The organism is Limnohabitans sp. MMS-10A-178, from assembly GCF_003063375.1.
GTDB lineage: Bacteria > Pseudomonadota > Gammaproteobacteria > Burkholderiales > Burkholderiaceae_C > Limnohabitans_A.
Genome location: NZ_NERY01000001.1, coordinates 1523686 through 1541649 on the forward strand (window position 1 = coordinate 1523686; position 17964 = coordinate 1541649).

Genomic DNA, 17964 nt, shown 5'->3' on the forward strand with positions numbered 1-17964 from the left:
CTGCGCTTGGGAAAATCGCTTCAAATGGCTTGAGCAAAAGTTCAAGCGCCAATGGCAAACACGGCAGGTGTCTGGTTGTTCAAACCTTCAGGCATCGCTCCTGAATTGAACTGACGCCATTGCTGTGTGGTTCTGCATTGGGTGAGGGCGCTTGGCAAGGTCAGCCCACTGCTGATGGCCAGTCGGCTGCCGTTTTGCAAGCTTTGCAGCAGCGCCGCCCAAAGCGCCGCATTGCGGTAAGGGGTCTCAATGAAGAGTTGAGTTTGCCCTGTCTTGAGCGCCAATTGCTCCAATTCTTTAATTCTCCGCGCCCGATCTTGAGGCTCCTGGGGCAAGTAGCCTACAAACGCAAAATTTTGACCATTGAGGCCGCTGCTGGCCAATGCCAACAAAAGCGAAACTGGTCCAACCAATGCAATGACTGGAATGCCAAGTTCGTGTGCGGCACGAACAACAGAGCTGCCAGGGTCGGCAACGGCGGGCATGCCCGCTTCGCTCACCAGCCCCATGTCTTCACCTGCCAATGCCATGGCCAACAAGGGCTTGGCATCAAAGCCGCCCAGATGATCGCCTTTTTTATGAACTTGCCTTGGCAACTCGGTGATGGTTTGCGTTTGAATGCTGGCTTTCAATGGCGAGCAGGCATCAATTCGTTTTAAGTAGGCGCGGGTGGTTTTAGCATTCTCGCAAATCCAATGCGTGATACCGGCTGCCGCTGCGATGGTGCCTGTTGGCATGACTTGGTTCAAGTCAATTTCTTGGCCGCAGCCAAAGTCAAGGGGGGCTGGAACCAAAAACAGTCGGCCCATTTTGGCGTTGGCATGGGTCATAGGATGTTGACTCCAGCCTCTCGCAGCATGAGGCAGGTGCGGATCAGCGGCAGACCAATCAAGGCGGTGGGATCATCGCTCTCTATGCTTTCCAAAAGTGCAATGCCCATCCCTTCACTTTTGGCGCTGCCTGCACAGTCGTAGGGCTCTTCTGCGAGAAGGTAAGACTCAATTTCTGAATCGCTCAAGTCTCGAAATTTAACTTTGACTGCAGCCAAATCTGTTTTTTCAAAACGGGTGGTCAAACAAACCACAGACAAAGCCGTTTGAAAAATCACGGTTTTGCCTCGCATCCTTTGTAACTGAAGAGTGGCATTGGCGTGATTGCCTGGTTTGCCCAGCGGCTCGCCTTCTAAATCAGCTACCTGGTCAGAGCCAATCACCACGGCTTGCGGATTCTTGAGAGCAACTGCGTGAGCCTTGGCAAGTGCCAATCTCATGGCCAGGTCTTTGGGTGACTCATTGGGGTGTGGGGTTTCGTCGACATCGGGCGCGGCAGTGTCAAACGGAATTTGCAACCGAGACAGCAATTCTTTGCGGTAGCGCGAGGTCGAACCCAAGATGACTGGGCGACCGGAATAGGGCGGATGGCGGTGTTGAGCGTCTTTGGACATCCCTCAATTCTCTTACACTGAAGGCATGCACAAAAATTTTGATTTGAATCGCCTCAATGTCAAGGCCTTTGCCAGGGAAAAAATTAGCTTGGAAGGCTCGCAAGACCTGTCTCAATTTGCACGATTGCTCGACCTAGAGGCCAAATTAGGCCCAGCTTCCCAAGAGGAATTGCCTATATCAACCCAAGTTTCATGGGCAATCCAAGGTGAGTTGGTGCCTGTTTCGGGCGGAGGCGAGCAAATTTGGCTTCACTTGAAGGCTGAGCTTCATTTGCCCATGCAATGCCAGAGGTGCATGGGCGCCGTCAGAGTTTTGGTGAGCTCAGACCAGTCATTTCGCTTTGTGGCAGATGAGGCAACTGCAGAGGCTGAGGACGAGGCCTCAGAAGAGGATTTGTTGGTCCTCACCCCCGAATTGAATGTCTGGGAGCTCATAGAAGACGAGCTCATCATGTCGGCGCCCATCGTGCCTAAACACGATGTTTGCCCCACTTTGGTGCCAATGTCCGCTGTAGATGATGCTTTTGAGGACGCTCTTGATGCGCGACCCAACCCGTTTGCAGCACTGGCTCAATTGAAGAAAAAACCAAATTAAAGGCTTGGTTTGAACTAAAACTTTGGGCTATAATCAGCGGCTTCGCGCCTTGCAAGGCGTGTTAGTCCATTTACTGTTTAACCCAAAGCTGCGTTGCGCTTTTATAGCGCTTGGGCTGAAAAGGGCAATCACACCGATTGCCCCAATCTTCAAAAACGCTGCTTTCAACGCATCCAAGGAGCCATCATGGCTGTTCAACAAAATAAAAAGTCACCTTCTAAGCGTGGCATGCATCGTTCACACAATGCGCTGAATGTGCCTGGTATCGCTGTCGAGCCAACCACTGGCGAAACGCACTTGCGTCACCACATCAGCCCTAACGGTTTTTACCGTGGCCGTCAAGTTCTGAAGAACAAATCAGAAGCCTAATTGACGCTTGAAATACGGGCCCGATGCTACTTTCTACGTAGCCTCGGGCCTTTGTATTTTTGGTGATTGAAACCATGTCCTCCAAAGAATTTTTCACCCTTGCTGTCGATTGCATGGGGGGTGATCACGGGCCAAGCGTCACTCTGCCTGCTTGCCGTCATTTTCTTGAAACGCATCCTGATGCTCGCTTGCGTTTGGTCGGAAGGGCTGCTGATTTGGCTTCTTTTCGCCATGAGCGGGCGGAGGTGGTTGTGGCCACTGAAGTGGTTGGGATGGATGACGCAGTGGAAGTGGCCCTGCGTAAGAAAAAAGATTCCTCCATGCGCATTGCCATTGAATTGGTGAAGTCCGGCGAAGCCGATGCAGCAGTTTCTGCCGGCAATACGGGTGCATTGATGGCAATTGCCCGCTACGTCTTAAAAACCATGGATGGCATTGATCGTCCGGCCATTGCTGGCCAAATGCCCAATTTCAAGGGCGGCGGCACCACCATGCTTGACTTGGGTGCCAATGTCGATTGCTCACCAGAGCACCTTTTGCAGTTTGCCGTCATGGGTTCCGCTTTGGTCTCTGTGTTGCAAGACAATGAAAGCCCCAGTGTGGGCCTGCTGAATATTGGCGAGGAAGCCATTAAAGGCAACGAAATCATCAAAAAGACAGGCGAATTGTTGCGATCTGCTGGTAACTCCGGCGATTTGAACTTTTACGGCAATGTAGAAGGCAACGATATTTTCAAAGGAACAGTAGACATTGTGGTGTGCGATGGTTTTGTGGGTAATGTGGCTTTGAAGGCCAGCGAAGGCTTGGCAACCATGATGGGCGGATTCCTCAAGTCTGAGTTTTCTCGCAGCATCTTCACCAAAATTGCAGCTATCTTTGCTTATCCGGTTTTAAATTCCTTTAAAAACAGAGTTGATCATCGCCGTTACAACGGTGCCGCTTTGTTGGGTTTGCGCGGCTTGGTTTTTAAAAGTCATGGCTCGGCCGACGAACTGGCGTTTGGAACGGCCCTGAACCGAGCGTATGATGCGGCCAGACATGAACTGCTTAGCCGTGTTGCTGCTCGAATTGCCCATGCTGCTCCTTTGTTGAATGCACAAATGGGGGCCCCAGACAATTCAGCCAACTCGGCCGCTATCGAATGACCATCTACTCTCGAATTTCTGGCACGGGCAGCTACTTGCCCCCAAGAAGACTGACCAATGCAGACCTGGTTGCAGAACTGGCCGCTCAAGGCATTGAGAGCTCTGACGAATGGATTGTTGAAAGAACGGGCATTCGAGCACGTCATTTTGTAGAGGCTGGTGTTGGCAGCAGTGACTTGGGTGCGGAAGCCGCCAAGCGCGCCATACAAGCTGCTGGTTGCCAAGCTTCAGACATCGATTTGATCATTGTGGCCACCTCAACGCCAGACATGGTGTTTCCATCCACTGCCGCTTTGCTCCAGAACAAGCTTGGTATTGTGGGTTGTCCTGTTTTTGATGTGCAAGCCGTTTGCAGTGGCTTTGTTTATGCCATGACTGTGGCAGATGCCATGATTAAAACGGGCACGGCCAAGCGAGCATTGGTTATAGGCGCCGAAGTTTTCAGCCGCATACTCGATTTCAAAGATCGCACCACTTGCGTTTTGTTTGGTGATGGTGCTGGCGCTGTGGTTTTAGAGGCTTCCAGCACGCCTGGTATTTTGGCCACCGACATTCACGCCGATGGCAAATATGCAGACATTCTTTGCGTGCCAGGGCATGTTTCGGGCGGTGCTATTTTGGGCGATCCCGTTCTGAAAATGGATGGTCAGGCGGTGTTTAAATTGGCAGTTGGCGTGCTTGAAGAAACAGCTCGCGCCTCCCTGAGCAAGGCTGGTTTGAATGACACGGATATCGATTGGCTCATCCCTCACCAAGCCAATATTCGCATCATGCAAAGCACTGCGCGCAAACTCAAAATGCCGATGGAAAAAGTCATTGTGACTGTAGACCAGCATGGCAATACCTCGGCTGCATCAATCCCATTGGCACTAGATCATGGCATTCGCTCAGGCCAAATCCACAAAGGCCAGACCTTGATGTTAGAAGGCGTTGGCGGCGGCTTCACGTGGGGCTCAGTCCTTTTAAAATATTGAAAATTTGCAACTGAAATCATGACTGCAATTGCCATTGTTTTCCCAGGCCAAGGTTCCCAATCTGTGGGCATGTTGGATGCTTGGGGTGATCACCCTGCGGTGCTAGAGACCCTGAAAGAGGCGTCCGATGCCATGGGCGAAAACTTATCTGCCCTGATTCATGAAGGGCCCAAAGAAGCCTTGGCCTTGACCACCAATACACAACCCGTGATGTTGGTTGCTGCCATTGCCGCCTACCGCGCATGGTTGGCCGAGGGCGGTGTTCAGCCAGCCGCGGTGGCAGGGCATTCCTTGGGTGAGTATTCGGCTTTGGTTGCTTCGGGAGTTTTAAGTTTGGCGCAAGCCGCACCCTTGGTCAGATTTCGTGCTGCTGCCATGCAAGATGCGGTGGCCGTAGGCGCTGGCGCAATGGCTGCTGTTTTGGGCATGGAAGCGGCCAAAGTGATTGAAGGCTGCGCACAAGCCCAGGCCACATTCCCTGCAGACAGCGGTGAAGTCGTTGAGGCGGTGAACTTCAATGACCCGAGTCAAACCGTCATTGCGGGTAGCAAGGCGGCTGTCGAGAAGGCTTGCGAATTGCTCAAAGCCATGGGGGCCAAGCGTGCTTTGAACTTGCCCGTGTCAGCGCCTTTTCATTCCAGCTTGATGAAGCCTGCCGCTGAAAAATTGAAAGAAAAACTTGCCAACACCAGTTTTGCAACCCCACTGATTCCCGTCGTCAACAACATTGATGTGTCGGTTGAAACCAATGCCGATCGCATTCGCGATGCACTCTATCGACAGGCCTTTGGTCCCGTGCGATGGGTGGAATGTGTCCAAGCCATCAAGTCGCGTGGTATCAACACCTTGGTTGAGTGCGGTCCTGGCAAAGTACTGGCGGGCATGGTCAAACGAATTGATGCGGACATGACGGGATTGCCTTTGTTCGACCCTGCCTCATTGGCCGAAGTGAAAGGGGCTCTGGCATGAGCGAGTCAAACACAGAAAACAAAGGGCAAGTGGCTTTGGTCACGGGTGCCTCAAGGGGCATTGGCGCAGCCATTGCTTTGGAAATGGCCAAACAAGGCTTTCAAGTCATTGGGACAGCGACCACAGACGAAGGTGCAGAGCGCATTTCGGCAGCTTTGTCGGCTTATTCAGGCTGCCGAGGTGCCAATTTGAATGTCAATGATGCTGCAGCAGGTGAGGCGCTCATCGATCAAATTGTGAAGTCACAAGGCGGCCTTCATGTGCTGGTCAACAATGCCGGCATTACGCGCGATACCTTGGCCATGCGCATGAAAGATGACGATTGGGATGCCGTTTTGGATACCAATTTAAAGGCGGTATTTCGCATGAGCCGAGCGGCCATTCGTCCCATGATGAAGCAGCGATATGGCCGAATCATCAGCATTACCAGTGTGGTGGGGGCCTCTGGCAACCCAGGACAGGCCAATTACGCAGCAGCCAAGGCCGGCGTGGCCGGAATGACTCGGGCTTTGGCTCGCGAGTTGGGAAGTCGAAATATCACAGTCAATTGCGTTGCGCCCGGCTTTATTGCCACGGACATGACCGCCGCATTGCCAGAAGCACAACACCAAGCCCTGATGGCTCAAATTCCATTGGGTAAACTAGGCTTGCCAGAGGATATTGCGCATGCAGTGTCCTATTTGGCCGGCCCTGGGGCTGCTTACGTTACGGGTCAGGAATTGCATGTCAATGGCGGCATGCACATGTCCTGATAAAATCTTATTTTTTACAACCCTCAGAGGGCATCCATGAGCGATATCGAAGCACGTGTCAAAAAAATCATTGCTGAACAACTCGGCGTTGAAGAGTCACAAGTTACACCAGAGAAAGCATTCGTTGCCGATCTGGGTGCAGACTCTCTAGACACCGTAGAACTGGTGATGGCACTAGAAGACGAATTTGGCATTGAAATTCCAGACGAAGACGCTGAGAAAATCACCACGGTCAAAGCGGCTATTGATTACGCCCAAAGCAAAAAGGCTTGATCTGAGATGACCCGTCGCCGCGTTGTTGTTACGGGCCTGGGATGTATCAGCCCCGTTGGAAACACGGTGGCGGAGGCATGGGCCAATCTCTTGGCAGGCCAGTCTGGTATTGGTCTGATTTCCAAATTTGACACTTCAGCGTTCTCTTGCAGAATTGCCGGAGAGGTGAAGGGCTTCAATTTGGAGCAGTACATTGGTGCCAAAGAAGCGCGCACCATGGACACTTTCATCCACTACGGTATTGCGGCAGCTGTGCAAGCTGTAGAGGACGCGGGTTTGCCAGTTGGCGAAGCCTTGGATGAGGAACTTGCCACGCGCATAGCCTGTGTCATTGGCTCTGGCATTGGTGGTTTGCCCATGATTGAGCAAACCCATGTCGAGTACACAGCGCGGGGCCCTCGCAGAATTTCTCCTTTCTTTGTGCCAGCATCCATCATCAACATGATCGCGGGTCATGTGTCGATGCGTTTTGGTTTCAAAGGACCTAATTTGGCCGTTGTCACGGCATGCACCACAGGGCTCCACTGCATTGGCGAAGCCAGTCGCATGATTGAATATGGTGACGCAGACGTGGTAGTGGCGGGTGGCTCTGAAGCCACTATTTCCCCTTTGGGCTTGGGCGGCTTCGCAGCCATGCGCGCTTTGTCCACTCGCAACGACGATCCCGCGGCAGCTTCTAGGCCCTGGGACAAAGACCGCGATGGTTTTGTGTTGGGCGAAGGTGCAGGTGTGATGGTGGTCGAAGAGTACGAGCATGCCAAAGCACGTGGCGCCAAAATTTACGCAGAAATTTGTGGTTATGGCATGAGCGCCGATGCAGGCCACATGACAGCGCCCAGCATGGACGGACCTCGCCGAGCCATGGTTTCTGCCATGCGCAATGCCGGCATCAATTCAGATCAAGTGGGTTATTTGAATGCGCACGGAACGTCCACCCCTTTGGGCGATGTGAATGAAACCAACGCCATCAAAGCAGCACTGGGTGATCACGCCAAGAAAACACTGATCAGCTCTACCAAATCCATGACGGGTCACTTGTTGGGTGGTGCCGGGGGCATCGAGAGTGTGTTCACAGTGTTGGCCCTGCACCATCAAAAAGTGCCGCCCACTATCAACTTGGACAACCAAGATCCAGAATGCGATCTGGACTATTGCGCCAACACCGCGCGAGATGTCAATATTGAATACGCTTTAAAGAATAATTTTGGTTTCGGTGGTACCAACGGCAGCTTGGTTTTCCGTCGGGTTTAATTCTTTTGAATCAAAGCGCTCCATCGGTCGATTACCCGGTGGGGCGTTTTTTTTGGAGCGCTTGGATGGCGCTGGGTTTTTCGCTCCTCAGCATGTTGTCGCTGGCATTTTATTTTTGGTTTGGATGGATCGAAGGCTGGCCCTTGGCATGGCTGTCCGGCGCTTGGTTTTTACTCTCCCTGTACGCAGTGGTTTCTTTCAAACAGCTTTCCCCAAAGGCCTGGTTGTGTTGGACGGGACACGCTTGGGAAGTACAGTTGATGTTGACTGCGCCTTCACAAGTTGAACACGCTATCAGCGTCCATTTGGATTTTCAAAATTACTTCTTGGTGTCATTGAGCAATCCCCATTCGGCTCGTCAGTGGTTTTGGGTTTCGAGGAAAGCATTTCCCGAGCGTTGGCATGGATTTCGTTGCGCTGTATATTCGCGTTCAGAGAGAATTTCTTTCTAAAGAATCAAGTGGAGTTTTTTGGGTCATGAACAATATGAGTTTTAAATTGCCTCGTGTTTTGTTGCCTTTGACGGTGTCCTTAGGACTTTCAATGGCAACGCTGTTGATGTGCGCACCCGTCAATGCTTTGGCGCAGCAAACCATGGTGAGAGGTTTGCCCGACTTCACGGAGCTGGTTGAGCAGGTTGGGCCTTCTGTGGTCAATATTCGCACTTTGGAAAGAGTTCGCACTCCATCTGCTGCTGGTGGCGGCATGGACGAAGAGACCCAAGAATTGTTCCGTCGATTCTTTGGCATTCCCATGCCCAATACACCCAATAATCCAAACGCACCTAGACAAGCGCCTCGGCAGGGTAGAACCCCCTCTCCAGAAGAATCGCAACCTAGAGGTGTGGGCTCTGGCTTTATTCTCACTTCAGATGGCTTCATCATGACCAATGCCCACGTGGTGGACGGTGCTGATGAAGTGTTGGTCACACTCACGGACAAGCGCGAATTCAAGGCCAGAATCATTGGTGCAGACAAACGCTCAGACGTCGCGGTGGTCAAAATTCAGGCCACAGGACTTCCTGCTGTGAAAGTTGGCGATGTCTCTCGCTTGAAAGTTGGCGAGTGGGTCATGGCCATCGGTTCGCCATTCGGCCTAGACAACTCTGTCACGGCTGGCATCGTGAGCGCCAAGCAGCGCGACACGGGAGATTATTTGCCCTTTATTCAAACTGATGTTGCCATCAACCCTGGCAATTCAGGGGGGCCGCTGATTAATATGCGGGGTGAGGTGGTGGGCATTAACAGCCAAATTTACTCTCGCTCTGGTGGTTTTATGGGGATCTCTTTTTCAATCCCCATGGACGAAGCCATGCGTGTCAGCGATCAACTGCGAACCAATGGCAGAGTCACACGAGGTCGAATTGGGGTTCAGATTGAACCGGTTACCAAGGAAATAGCCGAGTCAATTGGTTTGGGTAGAGCGCAAGGCGCACTGGTCAACCGAATTGAACCTGGCGCACCTGCCGATAAAGCGGGCCTAGAGCCTGGCGACGTCATCATCAAGATCGATGGAAAGCCCATCGAAAAGTCTTCTGACCTGCCTCGTTTGGTGGGCAACACCAAGCCGGGAACCAAAAGCAATTTGACAGTGTTCAGACGCGGTGCCACCAAAGAGATGAGCATCGTCATTGCTGAACTAGAGCCAGAGAGAGTGGCCAAGCGTGCCACCGAGCCAGAGGACAAGCCAAAGAGTGGTCAATCGGTTCAGGGCTTGGGCTTGGTTGTTGCCGATCTCACTGATGCACAAAAAACAGAATTGAAACTCAAAGGTGGCGTGAGGGTTGAGAGCTTGGTCGAGCCTGCTTTGAGGTCAGGGCTGCGTGAAGGTGATGTGATTTTGGCTGTAGGCAACATTGAAGTTAGCCAAGTCAAAGACTTCACCCTTGCTGTGGGCAAAATTGACAAGTCAAAACCCATCAGTGTGCTTTTCAGGCGGGGAGAGTTGACGCGCTACGCATTGATCAGACCCATTTCTTGATCTGTGGCTTGTCAAGAGTCCCTACCGCACTACAGGGTTTTCCATGCGTGAAAAATATTTTTTACGTGTGTGCACACTAACTTTTAATTCATATGATTATCAAAAATGGTTAAAATCTGAACGCTTGAACCAATATTCATGGCAAAAAATGCAGGGGTGGATTCACAATGTGGGATGTCCCATATCAGTCCACCGTTGATCCACAGAACACCCACAAGTTATTCATTTTAAGTTAAGCTTAATTGTGTATAAGTTGTTGATAAGTTTTCTGTTGCGAGCTTGCAACGACCTGCAAAGTGGTGTTTTAGGGGTGTACGTGTTGGGCTTTATGCCTACAATGAAGTCCCAACTATCGCAGTTGCCATTGATTGTTGGTTCAGGGCGCGTCCTCATTCGACGCGCCCTTTTTTCTTGTCTCGTCCATTGAATCTCAAACACTTGTAGCTGGTCCTTGATGAATCACATCAGAAATTTCTCCATCATTGCGCACATCGATCATGGTAAATCGACGCTTGCGGATCGATTGATTCAACGTTGCGGTGGTTTGCAAGAACGCGAAATGGAGGCGCAGGTGCTCGACTCCATGGACATTGAAAAAGAACGCGGCATTACCATCAAAGCGCAGACAGCATCGCTGCAATACAAAGCCAAAGACGGGCAAACATACAACCTCAATTTGATCGATACACCCGGTCACGTTGATTTCTCTTATGAGGTTTCACGCTCCTTGTCGGCGTGTGAAGGCGCTTTGCTCGTGGTCGATGCAAGCCAAGGCGTTGAAGCTCAAACGGTGGCCAATTGCTACACCGCACTCGACCTCGGAGTCGAGGTGGTTCCTGTTTTGAACAAGATGGATTTGCCACAAGCTGATCCAGAAAACGCCAAAGCTGAAGTGGAGGATGTGATCGGAATTGACGCCAGCGAGGCCATTCCGTGTTCCGCCAAAACTGGTATGGGCATCGATGAAATTTTGGAAGCCATCGTGGCCAAAATTCCAGCACCCAAAGGCAACCCCAACGCGCCATTGCGCGCCATGATTGTCGACAGTTGGTTTGATACCTATGTGGGCGTGGTCATGTTGGTGCGTGTGGTGGATGGCCGTTTGGGTAAAGGTGAGCGCTTCAAAATGATGGCCACCGAGACTGTGTATAACGCAGACACCATGGGTGTATTTACCCCCGCCAATGAGCCCCGCAACAGCCTTGAAGCGGGTGAGGTGGGCTACATCATTGCGGGCATCAAAGAGCTGCAAGCAGCCAAGGTGGGCGATACGATCACATTGGAAAAAAAGCTGCCCAACAATTTGGGACCTGCAGAGAAGGCTTTGCCAGGTTTCAAAGAAATACAGCCACAAGTTTTTGCCGGTTTGTACCCCACCGAAGCGAACCAATACGATTCCTTGCGCGACGCGCTTGAAAAACTCAAGCTCAACGATTCGTCTTTGCATTACGAAGCCGAAGTGTCACAGGCTCTGGGTTTTGGTTTTCGCTGTGGCTTTTTAGGCTTGCTGCACATGGAGATCGTGCAAGAGCGACTCGAACGAGAGTTTGATCAAGACTTGATCACCACGGCGCCCAGTGTGGTCTATGAAGTGGTCAAAGGCGACGGTGAAGTGGTCATGGTTGAAAATCCAGCCAAGATGCCCGATCAAGGCAAGATGCAAGAGATTCGGGAGCCCATTGTGACGGTGCATTTGTACATGCCCCAAGACTACGTGGGTCCGGTGATGACATTGGCCAATCAAAAGCGTGGCATGCAAATCAACATGGCCTACCATGGCCGGCAGGTCATGCTGACCTATGAAATGCCCTTGGGTGAGATTGTTCTCGACTTTTTTGACAAGTTGAAATCGGTATCTCGGGGCTACGCCTCCATGGACTATGAGTTCAAAGAATATCGTGCATCCGATGTGGTGAAGGTCGATATTTTGCTAAACGGCGAAAAGGTCGACGCACTCTCTATCATTGTTCACCGATCGCAGTCGGCCTACCGAGGTCGCGCGGTGGTGGCCAAAATGCGTGAAATTATCAGCCGGCAAATGTTCGATGTGGCCATTCAAGCGGCCATTGGTGCCAACATCATTGCCCGGGAAACCGTCAAAGCGCTGCGCAAAAACGTCTTGGCCAAGTGTTATGGTGGCGATATCACCCGCAAACGCAAGTTGCTGGAAAAGCAAAAGGCGGGTAAAAAACGGATGAAACAAATCGGCTCGGTTGAGGTGCCTCAAGAGGCATTTTTGGCTATTTTGCAGGTGGAAGATTGATGCAAGTCTTAACGGCTTTTATTTTGGCTGCGTTTTGCAGCTACGCAGGTGCTTGGTACTTAGGCTTCATTGAAGGCAATTTTGCCTTGCTGATGCTAATGGCTGTCGTCATTTCGGGCGTTTACTGGTTGGCTGAAAAGTTTTATTTCTGGCCCCAACGCGTCAAGGCTGTTGAGCAACTAGACAGCGACAAGGCCAAACGCCAGCAAGACTTGGCCAAATTGGGCATTGATAAATCGGATACAGACACTGGTGAAGCACGCAATCAATTGCTCATGCAGCCTTGGTGGTTGGATTGGACGGCCGGTTTATTTCCCGTCATCTTGTTCATTTTTGTGTTGCGTTCTTTCTTGTTTGAGCCGTTCAAGATTCCGTCTGGCTCCATGATTCCAACCCTTTGGATTGGCGACTTGATTTTGGTCAACAAGTACCACTATGGCATTCGTTTGCCAGTGGCCAATGTGAAGATCACAGAGGGTACACCCGTCGCGCGAGGCGATGTGATGGTTTTTCGTTACCCACCTCGCCCCAGTGTCGATTACATCAAGCGGGTGGTCGCTATTCCGGGTGACGAGGTGGCGTATCTCAATAAAAAACTCAGCATCAATGGTAAGTTGGTGCCAACAGAAAATTTGCCAGAGTTTTTTGATGAATCTGTGATGCGATATTTCAAACAGACGCAAGAAAAATTGGGCAATCAGCCCCACAATTTAATTTTGGACGATGACCGGCCATCATTCATTCCCGGTGCAGAAGATTTTCCTTATCGCGATCAGTGCAATTACACCGTCGAGGGCGTGGTCTGCAAGGTTCCGAAGGGGCACTACTTCATGATGGGCGACAACCGCGACAACTCACTTGATTCGCGTTATTGGGGTTTTGTGCCAGACGCCAACATTGTGGGTCGTGCATTTTTTGTTTGGATGAATTTTGGAAACTTGGGCCGAATTGGTTCATTCAATTGATTTTGCCAATGTCACCCAATTGATTTATTCAGCTTTGACCCCTTTTCTATTCAATACCAGGCTAAAAGTTTGAACGACGCTCTCAGTCAATTGCAAGATCGCCTTCAGCACAGCTTCAAAGATGCCAGTTTGCTGGAAAGGGCTGTGACTCACCGCAGCTACTCAGCTGATCACAATGAGCGCTTGGAGTTTTTGGGCGATTCTGTTTTAAATCTGGCTGTTGCCCACCTCCTTTACAAGCAATTGAGTGATTTGCCCGAGGGCGATTTGTCTCGTGTGAGGGCCAACTTGGTCAAGCAAGAAACCCTGCACCAATTGGCCCTTAGCTTGCAAATATCAAGCTGCTTGAAGTTGGGTGAGGGTGAGTTGAAGTCTGGCGGTCAGCGCCGCCCCTCCATCTTGGCCGATGCCTTGGAGGCTTTGATTGGGGCTGTTTTTTTGGATGCTGGTTATGAAGTTGCAGAGCAACTGGTTCATGGCCTGTTCCAAAATGTGGCCATCAATCCACAGATGCAAGCAGCATCGAAAGATCCTAAAACTGAATTGCAAGAGTGGTTGCAAGGCCGCAAACTGCAACTTCCCCAGTACAGCGTCGTAGCTACTTCTGGCGCGGCACACCGTCAAATTTTTGATGTCGCATGCGACATTCCCGAACTCAGTCTCTCACAGCATGGCAGCGGCCCCTCGCGACGTGCTGGTGAGCAAGCCGCGGCAGCTGCCATGCTTGAAATTTTGAAAGTCAAGGCACGCCGATGAACACAGAAACCAGTCCTGCCCAACGTTGCGGTTTGGTCGCCATTGTTGGCAAACCCAATGTGGGCAAGTCCACTTTGCTCAATGCACTGGTCGGTCAAAAAATCAGCATCACATCGCGCAAAGCGCAAACCACGCGCCACCGCATCACGGGTATTCGCACAGAAGGCCCCACTCAATTTGTTTTTGTCGACACCCCTGGCTTTCAAACTCGTCACAACACCGCTCTGAACAAGTCTTTGAACAAGACTGTTTTGGGCGCTGTGGGCGATGTCGATTTGGTTTTGTTTGTGGTTGAAGCTGGCATGTTCAATACAGCGGATGCCAAAGTTTTGGCCTTGCTCAAGCCAGATGTACCCGTCTTGCTCATTGCCAACAAGCTCGATGCCATCAATCGCCGTGAAGACTTGGCCCCTTGGCTCAAAGACATGCAAGAGCGCCACCCCTTTACCGAGTTTGTGCCTATGTCAGCCAAGAATGCCAAAGACATTGAGCGTTTGATGGGCTATTGCGAAAAATACTTGCCCGAGCAGGCGTGGTGGTATGCCGAAGATGAACTCACCGACCGCAGCGAAAAGTTTTTGGCCAGTGAAATCGTGCGTGAAAAGTTGTTCCGTTTCACGGGCGATGAATTGCCATACACCTCCACGGTGGTCATCGACAAATTTGAAGAAGAACCCAGCCGTTCTGCCAACCGAATGATTCGCATTGCTGCCACCATCGTGGTGGAGCGAGAAGGTCACAAAGCCATGGTCATCGGCGACAAAGGTGAACGCCTTAAGCGCATCGGTACCGAAGCGCGTCAAGAACTTGAGAAGCTCATGGACGCCAAAGTGTTCATCGAGCTTTGGGTTAAGGTTCGCTCTGGCTGGGCCGACGACGAAGCGCGTGTTCGCTCCTTCGGCTACGAATAAAAAGCGAAGGCCATGGCCGCTGTCTTGAAACGAATTTCGGATGAGCCTGCCTATGTGCTGCACCGCTACGACTGGAGCGAATCCAGTCTCATCCTAGAAGTGTTCACGCGGCATCACGGCCGCATAGCCTTGGTGGCCAAGGGTGCCAAAAAGCCAAGCTCGTCTTTCAGGCCTGTTTTGTTGCCACTTCAAGCCATTCAAGTGGCGTATGGTGGCGATGCCGATATTCGCACCCTCAAATCGGCCGAATGGGCGGGTGGGCATGTCATGCCAACTGGTGATGCACTGCTTTCTGGCTATTATTTGAACGAGCTGTTGCTGCGTTTGTTGGCACGCGATGACCCCCACCCGCATTTGTTCGATGCTTACGCCGCCACGGTGAGGGTCATGGCCACAGAACCTGGTGAGTTGTTGCAAGCTTCGCTGCGAGTTTTTGAGCTTTTGTTGCTCCGAGAAATTGGTTTGCTGCCCAGTTTAAATTGCCAAACACTGACCATGGCCGACTTGGATGAGGCGAGGGACTATTGCTTGGTACCAGAGGGCGGCTTGAGATTGGCACATCGGGATGACCGGCATGCCATGAGCGGCGCGCAATGGCAGTCTATTCAGCATGCCTTGGATGGTGTGTCGCCGTTCACAGACACGCTTCGTTTGAGTTTGGACATGCTAACGCCACTTCGTACCCAACTTCGCACCTTGCTCAATTACCATTGCGGTGTCGGCACTTTAAAGACCCGGCAAATGATGATCGATATTCAAAGTTTGTGAGCCCTGCATGACCCAACACACCCAAACGGCTTTGTCCGTCAATGTCAACAAGGTGGCACTGCTGCGCAATTCTCGTCACTTGGGAATTCCCAGTGTCTTGAAGGCGGCTCAAATGTGCCTAGAAGCTGGCGCGCAAGGCATCACCATCCATCCGCGTCCGGACGAGCGGCACATTCGGGCATCTGATGTTGTTGAGTTGGCCGAATTGATGAAGCAGTGGCCCGATCGCGAGTTCAACATTGAAGGCAATCCATTTCACCAGTTGATGGGCTTTGTTCGAACTTACAAACCGCATCAAGTGACCTTTGTGCCCGATAGCGAGGGGCAGTTCACCAGTGACCACGGTTGGTCCTTTCCCAAGGATGCTGCGCAACTCAAACCCTTGATCGATGAATGCAAGTCTTTGGGTGTTCGTGTGAGTTTGTTCATGGATCCTGAGGCCGAGCAGATGCAAGCGGTTCAGCAAGTGGGTGCTGATCGCGTTGAGTTGTACACAGAGCCCTATGCAGCGACCTTTGGCACACCGGCCAATGCAGCCTGTTTGACCAAATATGTGGATACCGCAAAAGCAGCGCTGGCGCTAGGTTTAGGGGTCAATGCCGGTCACGATTTGAACCAGGACAATTTGCCGCAGTTTGCACAATCGGTTCCCGGTCTTTTAGAGGTCTCCATTGGGCACGCCTTGATAGCAGACGCATTGGAAGTGGGATATGCAGCCACCGTTCGTGGCTACTTGAAGGCCTTGGGCCGATAGCCGGACGCCGCCATGATTTACGGCATTGGAACAGACCTGTGTGACGTGCGTCGCATTAAAGCCAGCTTGGAAAAGCACGGCGATCGATTTGCGCAAAAAGTATTGAGCGATGCAGAATTTGCCACCTACAAGTCTCGCGGTGCGCGTTGGCCCGAGCGAGGTGTGCGTTATGTGGCCACACGCTTTTCTGCCAAAGAAGCCTTCAGCAAAGCCATTGGCATGGGCATGCGCATGCCAATGACTTGGCGTTCTTGCGAAATTGGCAAGTTGCCCTCCGGTCAGCCCGTGATTGTTTTGCACGGTGCCTTGAAAACTTGGTTTGAGTCCCAACATTTAAAAGCACACATTAGTGTCACAGACGAAGCAGATTACGCTGGCAGTTATTGCGTGGTGGAAAGAACTGAATGAACATCCAAGCTCCCCTCATCATTGACATTGAAGGTTTTGCCCTCACAGCCATTGACAAAAAACGCCTCAAAAATCCTTTGACGGGCGGGATCATTTTGTTTGGTCGGAATTGGCAAAGTCGTGCGCAACTCACTGCTTTGTGCGCGGATATCAAGTCAGTCCGCAAAGATTTGCTCATTTGCGTCGACCACGAAGGCGGACGCGTACAGCGCTTTAGAACCGATGGCTTCACACATTTACCTGCCATGCGCCGCTTGGGTGAAATGTGGGCGCAGGATGGCAAGGGACTTGAAGGCGAGGGTGTTTTGCAAGCCTGCAAAGCGGCTTCGGCCGTAGGCTATTTGTTGGCGGCTGAATTGCGCGCTTGTGGTGTTGATTTGAGTTTCACCCCGGTGCTCGATTTGGATTACGGCGAGAGCAGCGTCATTGGCGACCGCTCATTTCACAGAGACCCCAGACACGTGAGTTTGTTGGCCAAAAGCCTGATGCAGGGTTTGCTCCGCGCTGGCATGGGCAATTGCGGCAAGCATTTTCCGGGTCATGGCTTTGTCAAGGCCGATTCGCATGTGGACATACCCGTTGATAAGCGCAGTTTGAAGGCTATTTTGAAAGAAGATGCCAAGCCATATGAGTGGTTGAGCAACGATCTGACAGCCGTGATGCCCGCACATGTGATTTATCCCAAAGTAGACGCGCGCCCCGCAGGTTTTTCAAAAACTTGGATCCAAGGTGTATTGCGCGAGCAAATGGAATTTACCGGTGCTGTTTTCAGCGACGATTTGTCGATGGTCGGTGCACGTGTTCTAGATGGCCAGCCCCTCAGCTTTACCGAAGGTGTTTTGGCTGCGCTGCATGCGGGTTGCGACTTGGCTTTGTTGTGCAACCAATCGCTCAAGGGAAGTCAGGTTGTCGATGAGGTTTTGGATGGCTTGGCCGAGGCTCAAGTGAAGGGCTGGTGGCAACCTGATGAACTCAGTGAAGCACGCCGCTTGGCGCTGCTGCCCAGATCGCCTGCGCTTGCATGGGATGATTTGGTTCGTTCGGTCAATTACCAACAAGCCTTAGTCTGCTTGCCCTGATATGCAATTCATTGCCTGGATTTTCAAACTGTTCTTCAGCCTGCTGGGGTTGGTGTTTGTGCTGGGTATGCTTTGCGTTTTGTTATTCGCTTTGTTGTTTGGCGCACTCTGGTCTTTGGTGCGCGGCCGCAAACCTGAAGTGGCTGTCGTTTGGCAAAAATACCAAGACATGGCTCGCAACAGAGCGCCCTTTGGCTCTTGGAGCAGCCGTCCTCAAAATGATACCGAGGTGGTCGATGTTGAGGCCAAGGAAGTTCCTGAAAGAGCAAGGCAACACGATCGATTGCCAAGGGAATAAAAAAGAGCGC

At 51.6% G+C, this 17964-nt stretch carries 21 protein-coding genes; 19 read left to right on the forward strand and 2 right to left on the reverse strand.

Annotation, left to right across the window (positions count from 1 at the left end; translation table 11 throughout):
* Positions 1 to 41: 41 nt before the first annotated feature.
* The gene (locus tag B9Z32_RS07545) at positions 42 to 830 is read right to left on the reverse strand and encodes an SAM-dependent methyltransferase (RefSeq protein WP_108420634.1); all 789 of its coding nucleotides are present in this window, start codon (positions 828 to 830) and stop codon (positions 42 to 44) included.
* Complete coding sequence (locus B9Z32_RS07550) at positions 827 to 1444, reverse strand: nucleoside triphosphate pyrophosphatase (protein WP_108420635.1); 618 nt, start codon at positions 1442 to 1444, stop codon at positions 827 to 829. Before B9Z32_RS07550 ends, B9Z32_RS07545 begins: the two co-directional genes overlap by 4 nt.
* A 25-nt stretch (positions 1445 to 1469) precedes the next feature.
* Between B9Z32_RS07550 and B9Z32_RS07555 the strand changes: the two genes are divergently transcribed.
* The 19 genes from B9Z32_RS07555 (at position 1470) to B9Z32_RS07645 (ending at position 17954) form a co-directional block, all read left to right on the forward strand.
* Positions 1470 to 2039 carry a DUF177 domain-containing protein gene (locus tag B9Z32_RS07555; RefSeq protein ID WP_108420636.1) on the forward strand — a complete coding sequence of 190 codons (570 nt, stop codon included), beginning with the start codon at positions 1470 to 1472 and terminating at the stop codon, positions 2037 to 2039.
* Positions 2040 to 2225: 186 nt separating this feature from the next.
* Positions 2226 to 2408 carry a 50S ribosomal protein L32 gene (rpmF, locus tag B9Z32_RS07560; RefSeq protein WP_005794249.1) on the forward strand — a complete coding sequence of 61 codons (183 nt, stop codon included), beginning with the start codon at positions 2226 to 2228 and terminating at the stop codon, positions 2406 to 2408.
* Positions 2409 to 2482: 74 nt separating this feature from the next.
* Positions 2483 to 3553: a phosphate acyltransferase PlsX gene (gene plsX, locus B9Z32_RS07565; RefSeq protein WP_108420637.1), complete on the forward strand. Its 1071-nt coding sequence runs from the start codon at positions 2483 to 2485 to the stop codon at positions 3551 to 3553.
* Entirely contained in the window at positions 3550 to 4527 is a 978-nt protein-coding gene (locus B9Z32_RS07570; protein WP_108420638.1) for a beta-ketoacyl-ACP synthase III, read from the forward strand. Before plsX ends, B9Z32_RS07570 begins: the two co-directional genes overlap by 4 nt.
* Positions 4528 to 4545: 18 nt before the next feature.
* The gene (gene fabD, locus B9Z32_RS07575) at positions 4546 to 5496 is read left to right on the forward strand and encodes an ACP S-malonyltransferase (RefSeq protein ID WP_108420639.1); all 951 of its coding nucleotides are present in this window, start codon (positions 4546 to 4548) and stop codon (positions 5494 to 5496) included.
* A complete protein-coding gene (fabG, locus tag B9Z32_RS07580; protein ID WP_108420640.1) occupies positions 5493 to 6248 on the forward strand; it encodes a 3-oxoacyl-ACP reductase FabG in 756 nt (251 codons plus the stop codon). Before fabD ends, fabG begins: the two co-directional genes overlap by 4 nt.
* 36 nt (positions 6249 to 6284) lie before the next feature.
* A complete protein-coding gene (gene acpP / locus B9Z32_RS07585) occupies positions 6285 to 6521 on the forward strand; it encodes an acyl carrier protein (RefSeq protein WP_055361315.1) in 237 nt (78 codons plus the stop codon).
* Between the two features lie 6 nt (positions 6522 to 6527).
* Positions 6528 to 7772, forward strand: a complete 1245-nt coding sequence (fabF, locus tag B9Z32_RS07590; RefSeq protein WP_108420641.1) for a beta-ketoacyl-ACP synthase II — start codon at positions 6528 to 6530, stop codon at positions 7770 to 7772.
* A gap of 5 nt (positions 7773 to 7777) precedes the next feature.
* Positions 7778 to 8224, forward strand: a complete 447-nt coding sequence (locus B9Z32_RS07595; protein WP_146179470.1) for a hypothetical protein — start codon at positions 7778 to 7780, stop codon at positions 8222 to 8224.
* 34 nt (positions 8225 to 8258) lie between these two features.
* Positions 8259 to 9752, forward strand: coding sequence for a DegQ family serine endoprotease (locus tag B9Z32_RS07600; RefSeq protein WP_369909703.1), 1494 nt, complete (start codon positions 8259 to 8261; stop codon positions 9750 to 9752).
* Between the two features lie 454 nt (positions 9753 to 10206).
* Positions 10207 to 12015: a translation elongation factor 4 gene (gene lepA / locus B9Z32_RS07605; protein ID WP_108420644.1), complete on the forward strand. Its 1809-nt coding sequence runs from the start codon at positions 10207 to 10209 to the stop codon at positions 12013 to 12015.
* The gene (lepB, locus tag B9Z32_RS07610; protein ID WP_108420645.1) at positions 12015 to 12980 is read left to right on the forward strand and encodes a signal peptidase I; all 966 of its coding nucleotides are present in this window, start codon (positions 12015 to 12017) and stop codon (positions 12978 to 12980) included. The genes lepA and lepB overlap by 1 nt, the downstream gene beginning before the upstream one ends.
* Before the next feature lie 69 nt (positions 12981 to 13049).
* Complete coding sequence (gene rnc / locus B9Z32_RS07615; RefSeq protein WP_108420646.1) at positions 13050 to 13736, forward strand: ribonuclease III; 687 nt, start codon at positions 13050 to 13052, stop codon at positions 13734 to 13736.
* A complete protein-coding gene (gene era, locus B9Z32_RS07620; RefSeq protein ID WP_108420647.1) occupies positions 13733 to 14647 on the forward strand; it encodes a GTPase Era in 915 nt (304 codons plus the stop codon). Before rnc ends, era begins: the two co-directional genes overlap by 4 nt.
* 12 nt (positions 14648 to 14659) lie before the next feature.
* Positions 14660 to 15415 carry a DNA repair protein RecO gene (gene recO / locus B9Z32_RS07625; protein WP_108420648.1) on the forward strand — a complete coding sequence of 252 codons (756 nt, stop codon included), beginning with the start codon at positions 14660 to 14662 and terminating at the stop codon, positions 15413 to 15415.
* Between the two features lie 7 nt (positions 15416 to 15422).
* Positions 15423 to 16169 carry a pyridoxine 5'-phosphate synthase gene (locus B9Z32_RS07630; RefSeq protein WP_108420649.1) on the forward strand — a complete coding sequence of 249 codons (747 nt, stop codon included), beginning with the start codon at positions 15423 to 15425 and terminating at the stop codon, positions 16167 to 16169.
* Positions 16170 to 16181: 12 nt separating this feature from the next.
* Positions 16182 to 16577: a holo-ACP synthase gene (gene acpS, locus B9Z32_RS07635; protein WP_108420650.1), complete on the forward strand. Its 396-nt coding sequence runs from the start codon at positions 16182 to 16184 to the stop codon at positions 16575 to 16577.
* Positions 16574 to 17656, forward strand: a complete 1083-nt coding sequence (nagZ, locus tag B9Z32_RS07640) for a beta-N-acetylhexosaminidase (protein WP_108420651.1) — start codon at positions 16574 to 16576, stop codon at positions 17654 to 17656. Before acpS ends, nagZ begins: the two co-directional genes overlap by 4 nt.
* A 1-nt stretch (position 17657) precedes the next feature.
* A complete protein-coding gene (locus B9Z32_RS07645) occupies positions 17658 to 17954 on the forward strand; it encodes a hypothetical protein (RefSeq protein ID WP_108420652.1) in 297 nt (98 codons plus the stop codon).
* Positions 17955 to 17964 lie beyond the last annotated feature (10 nt).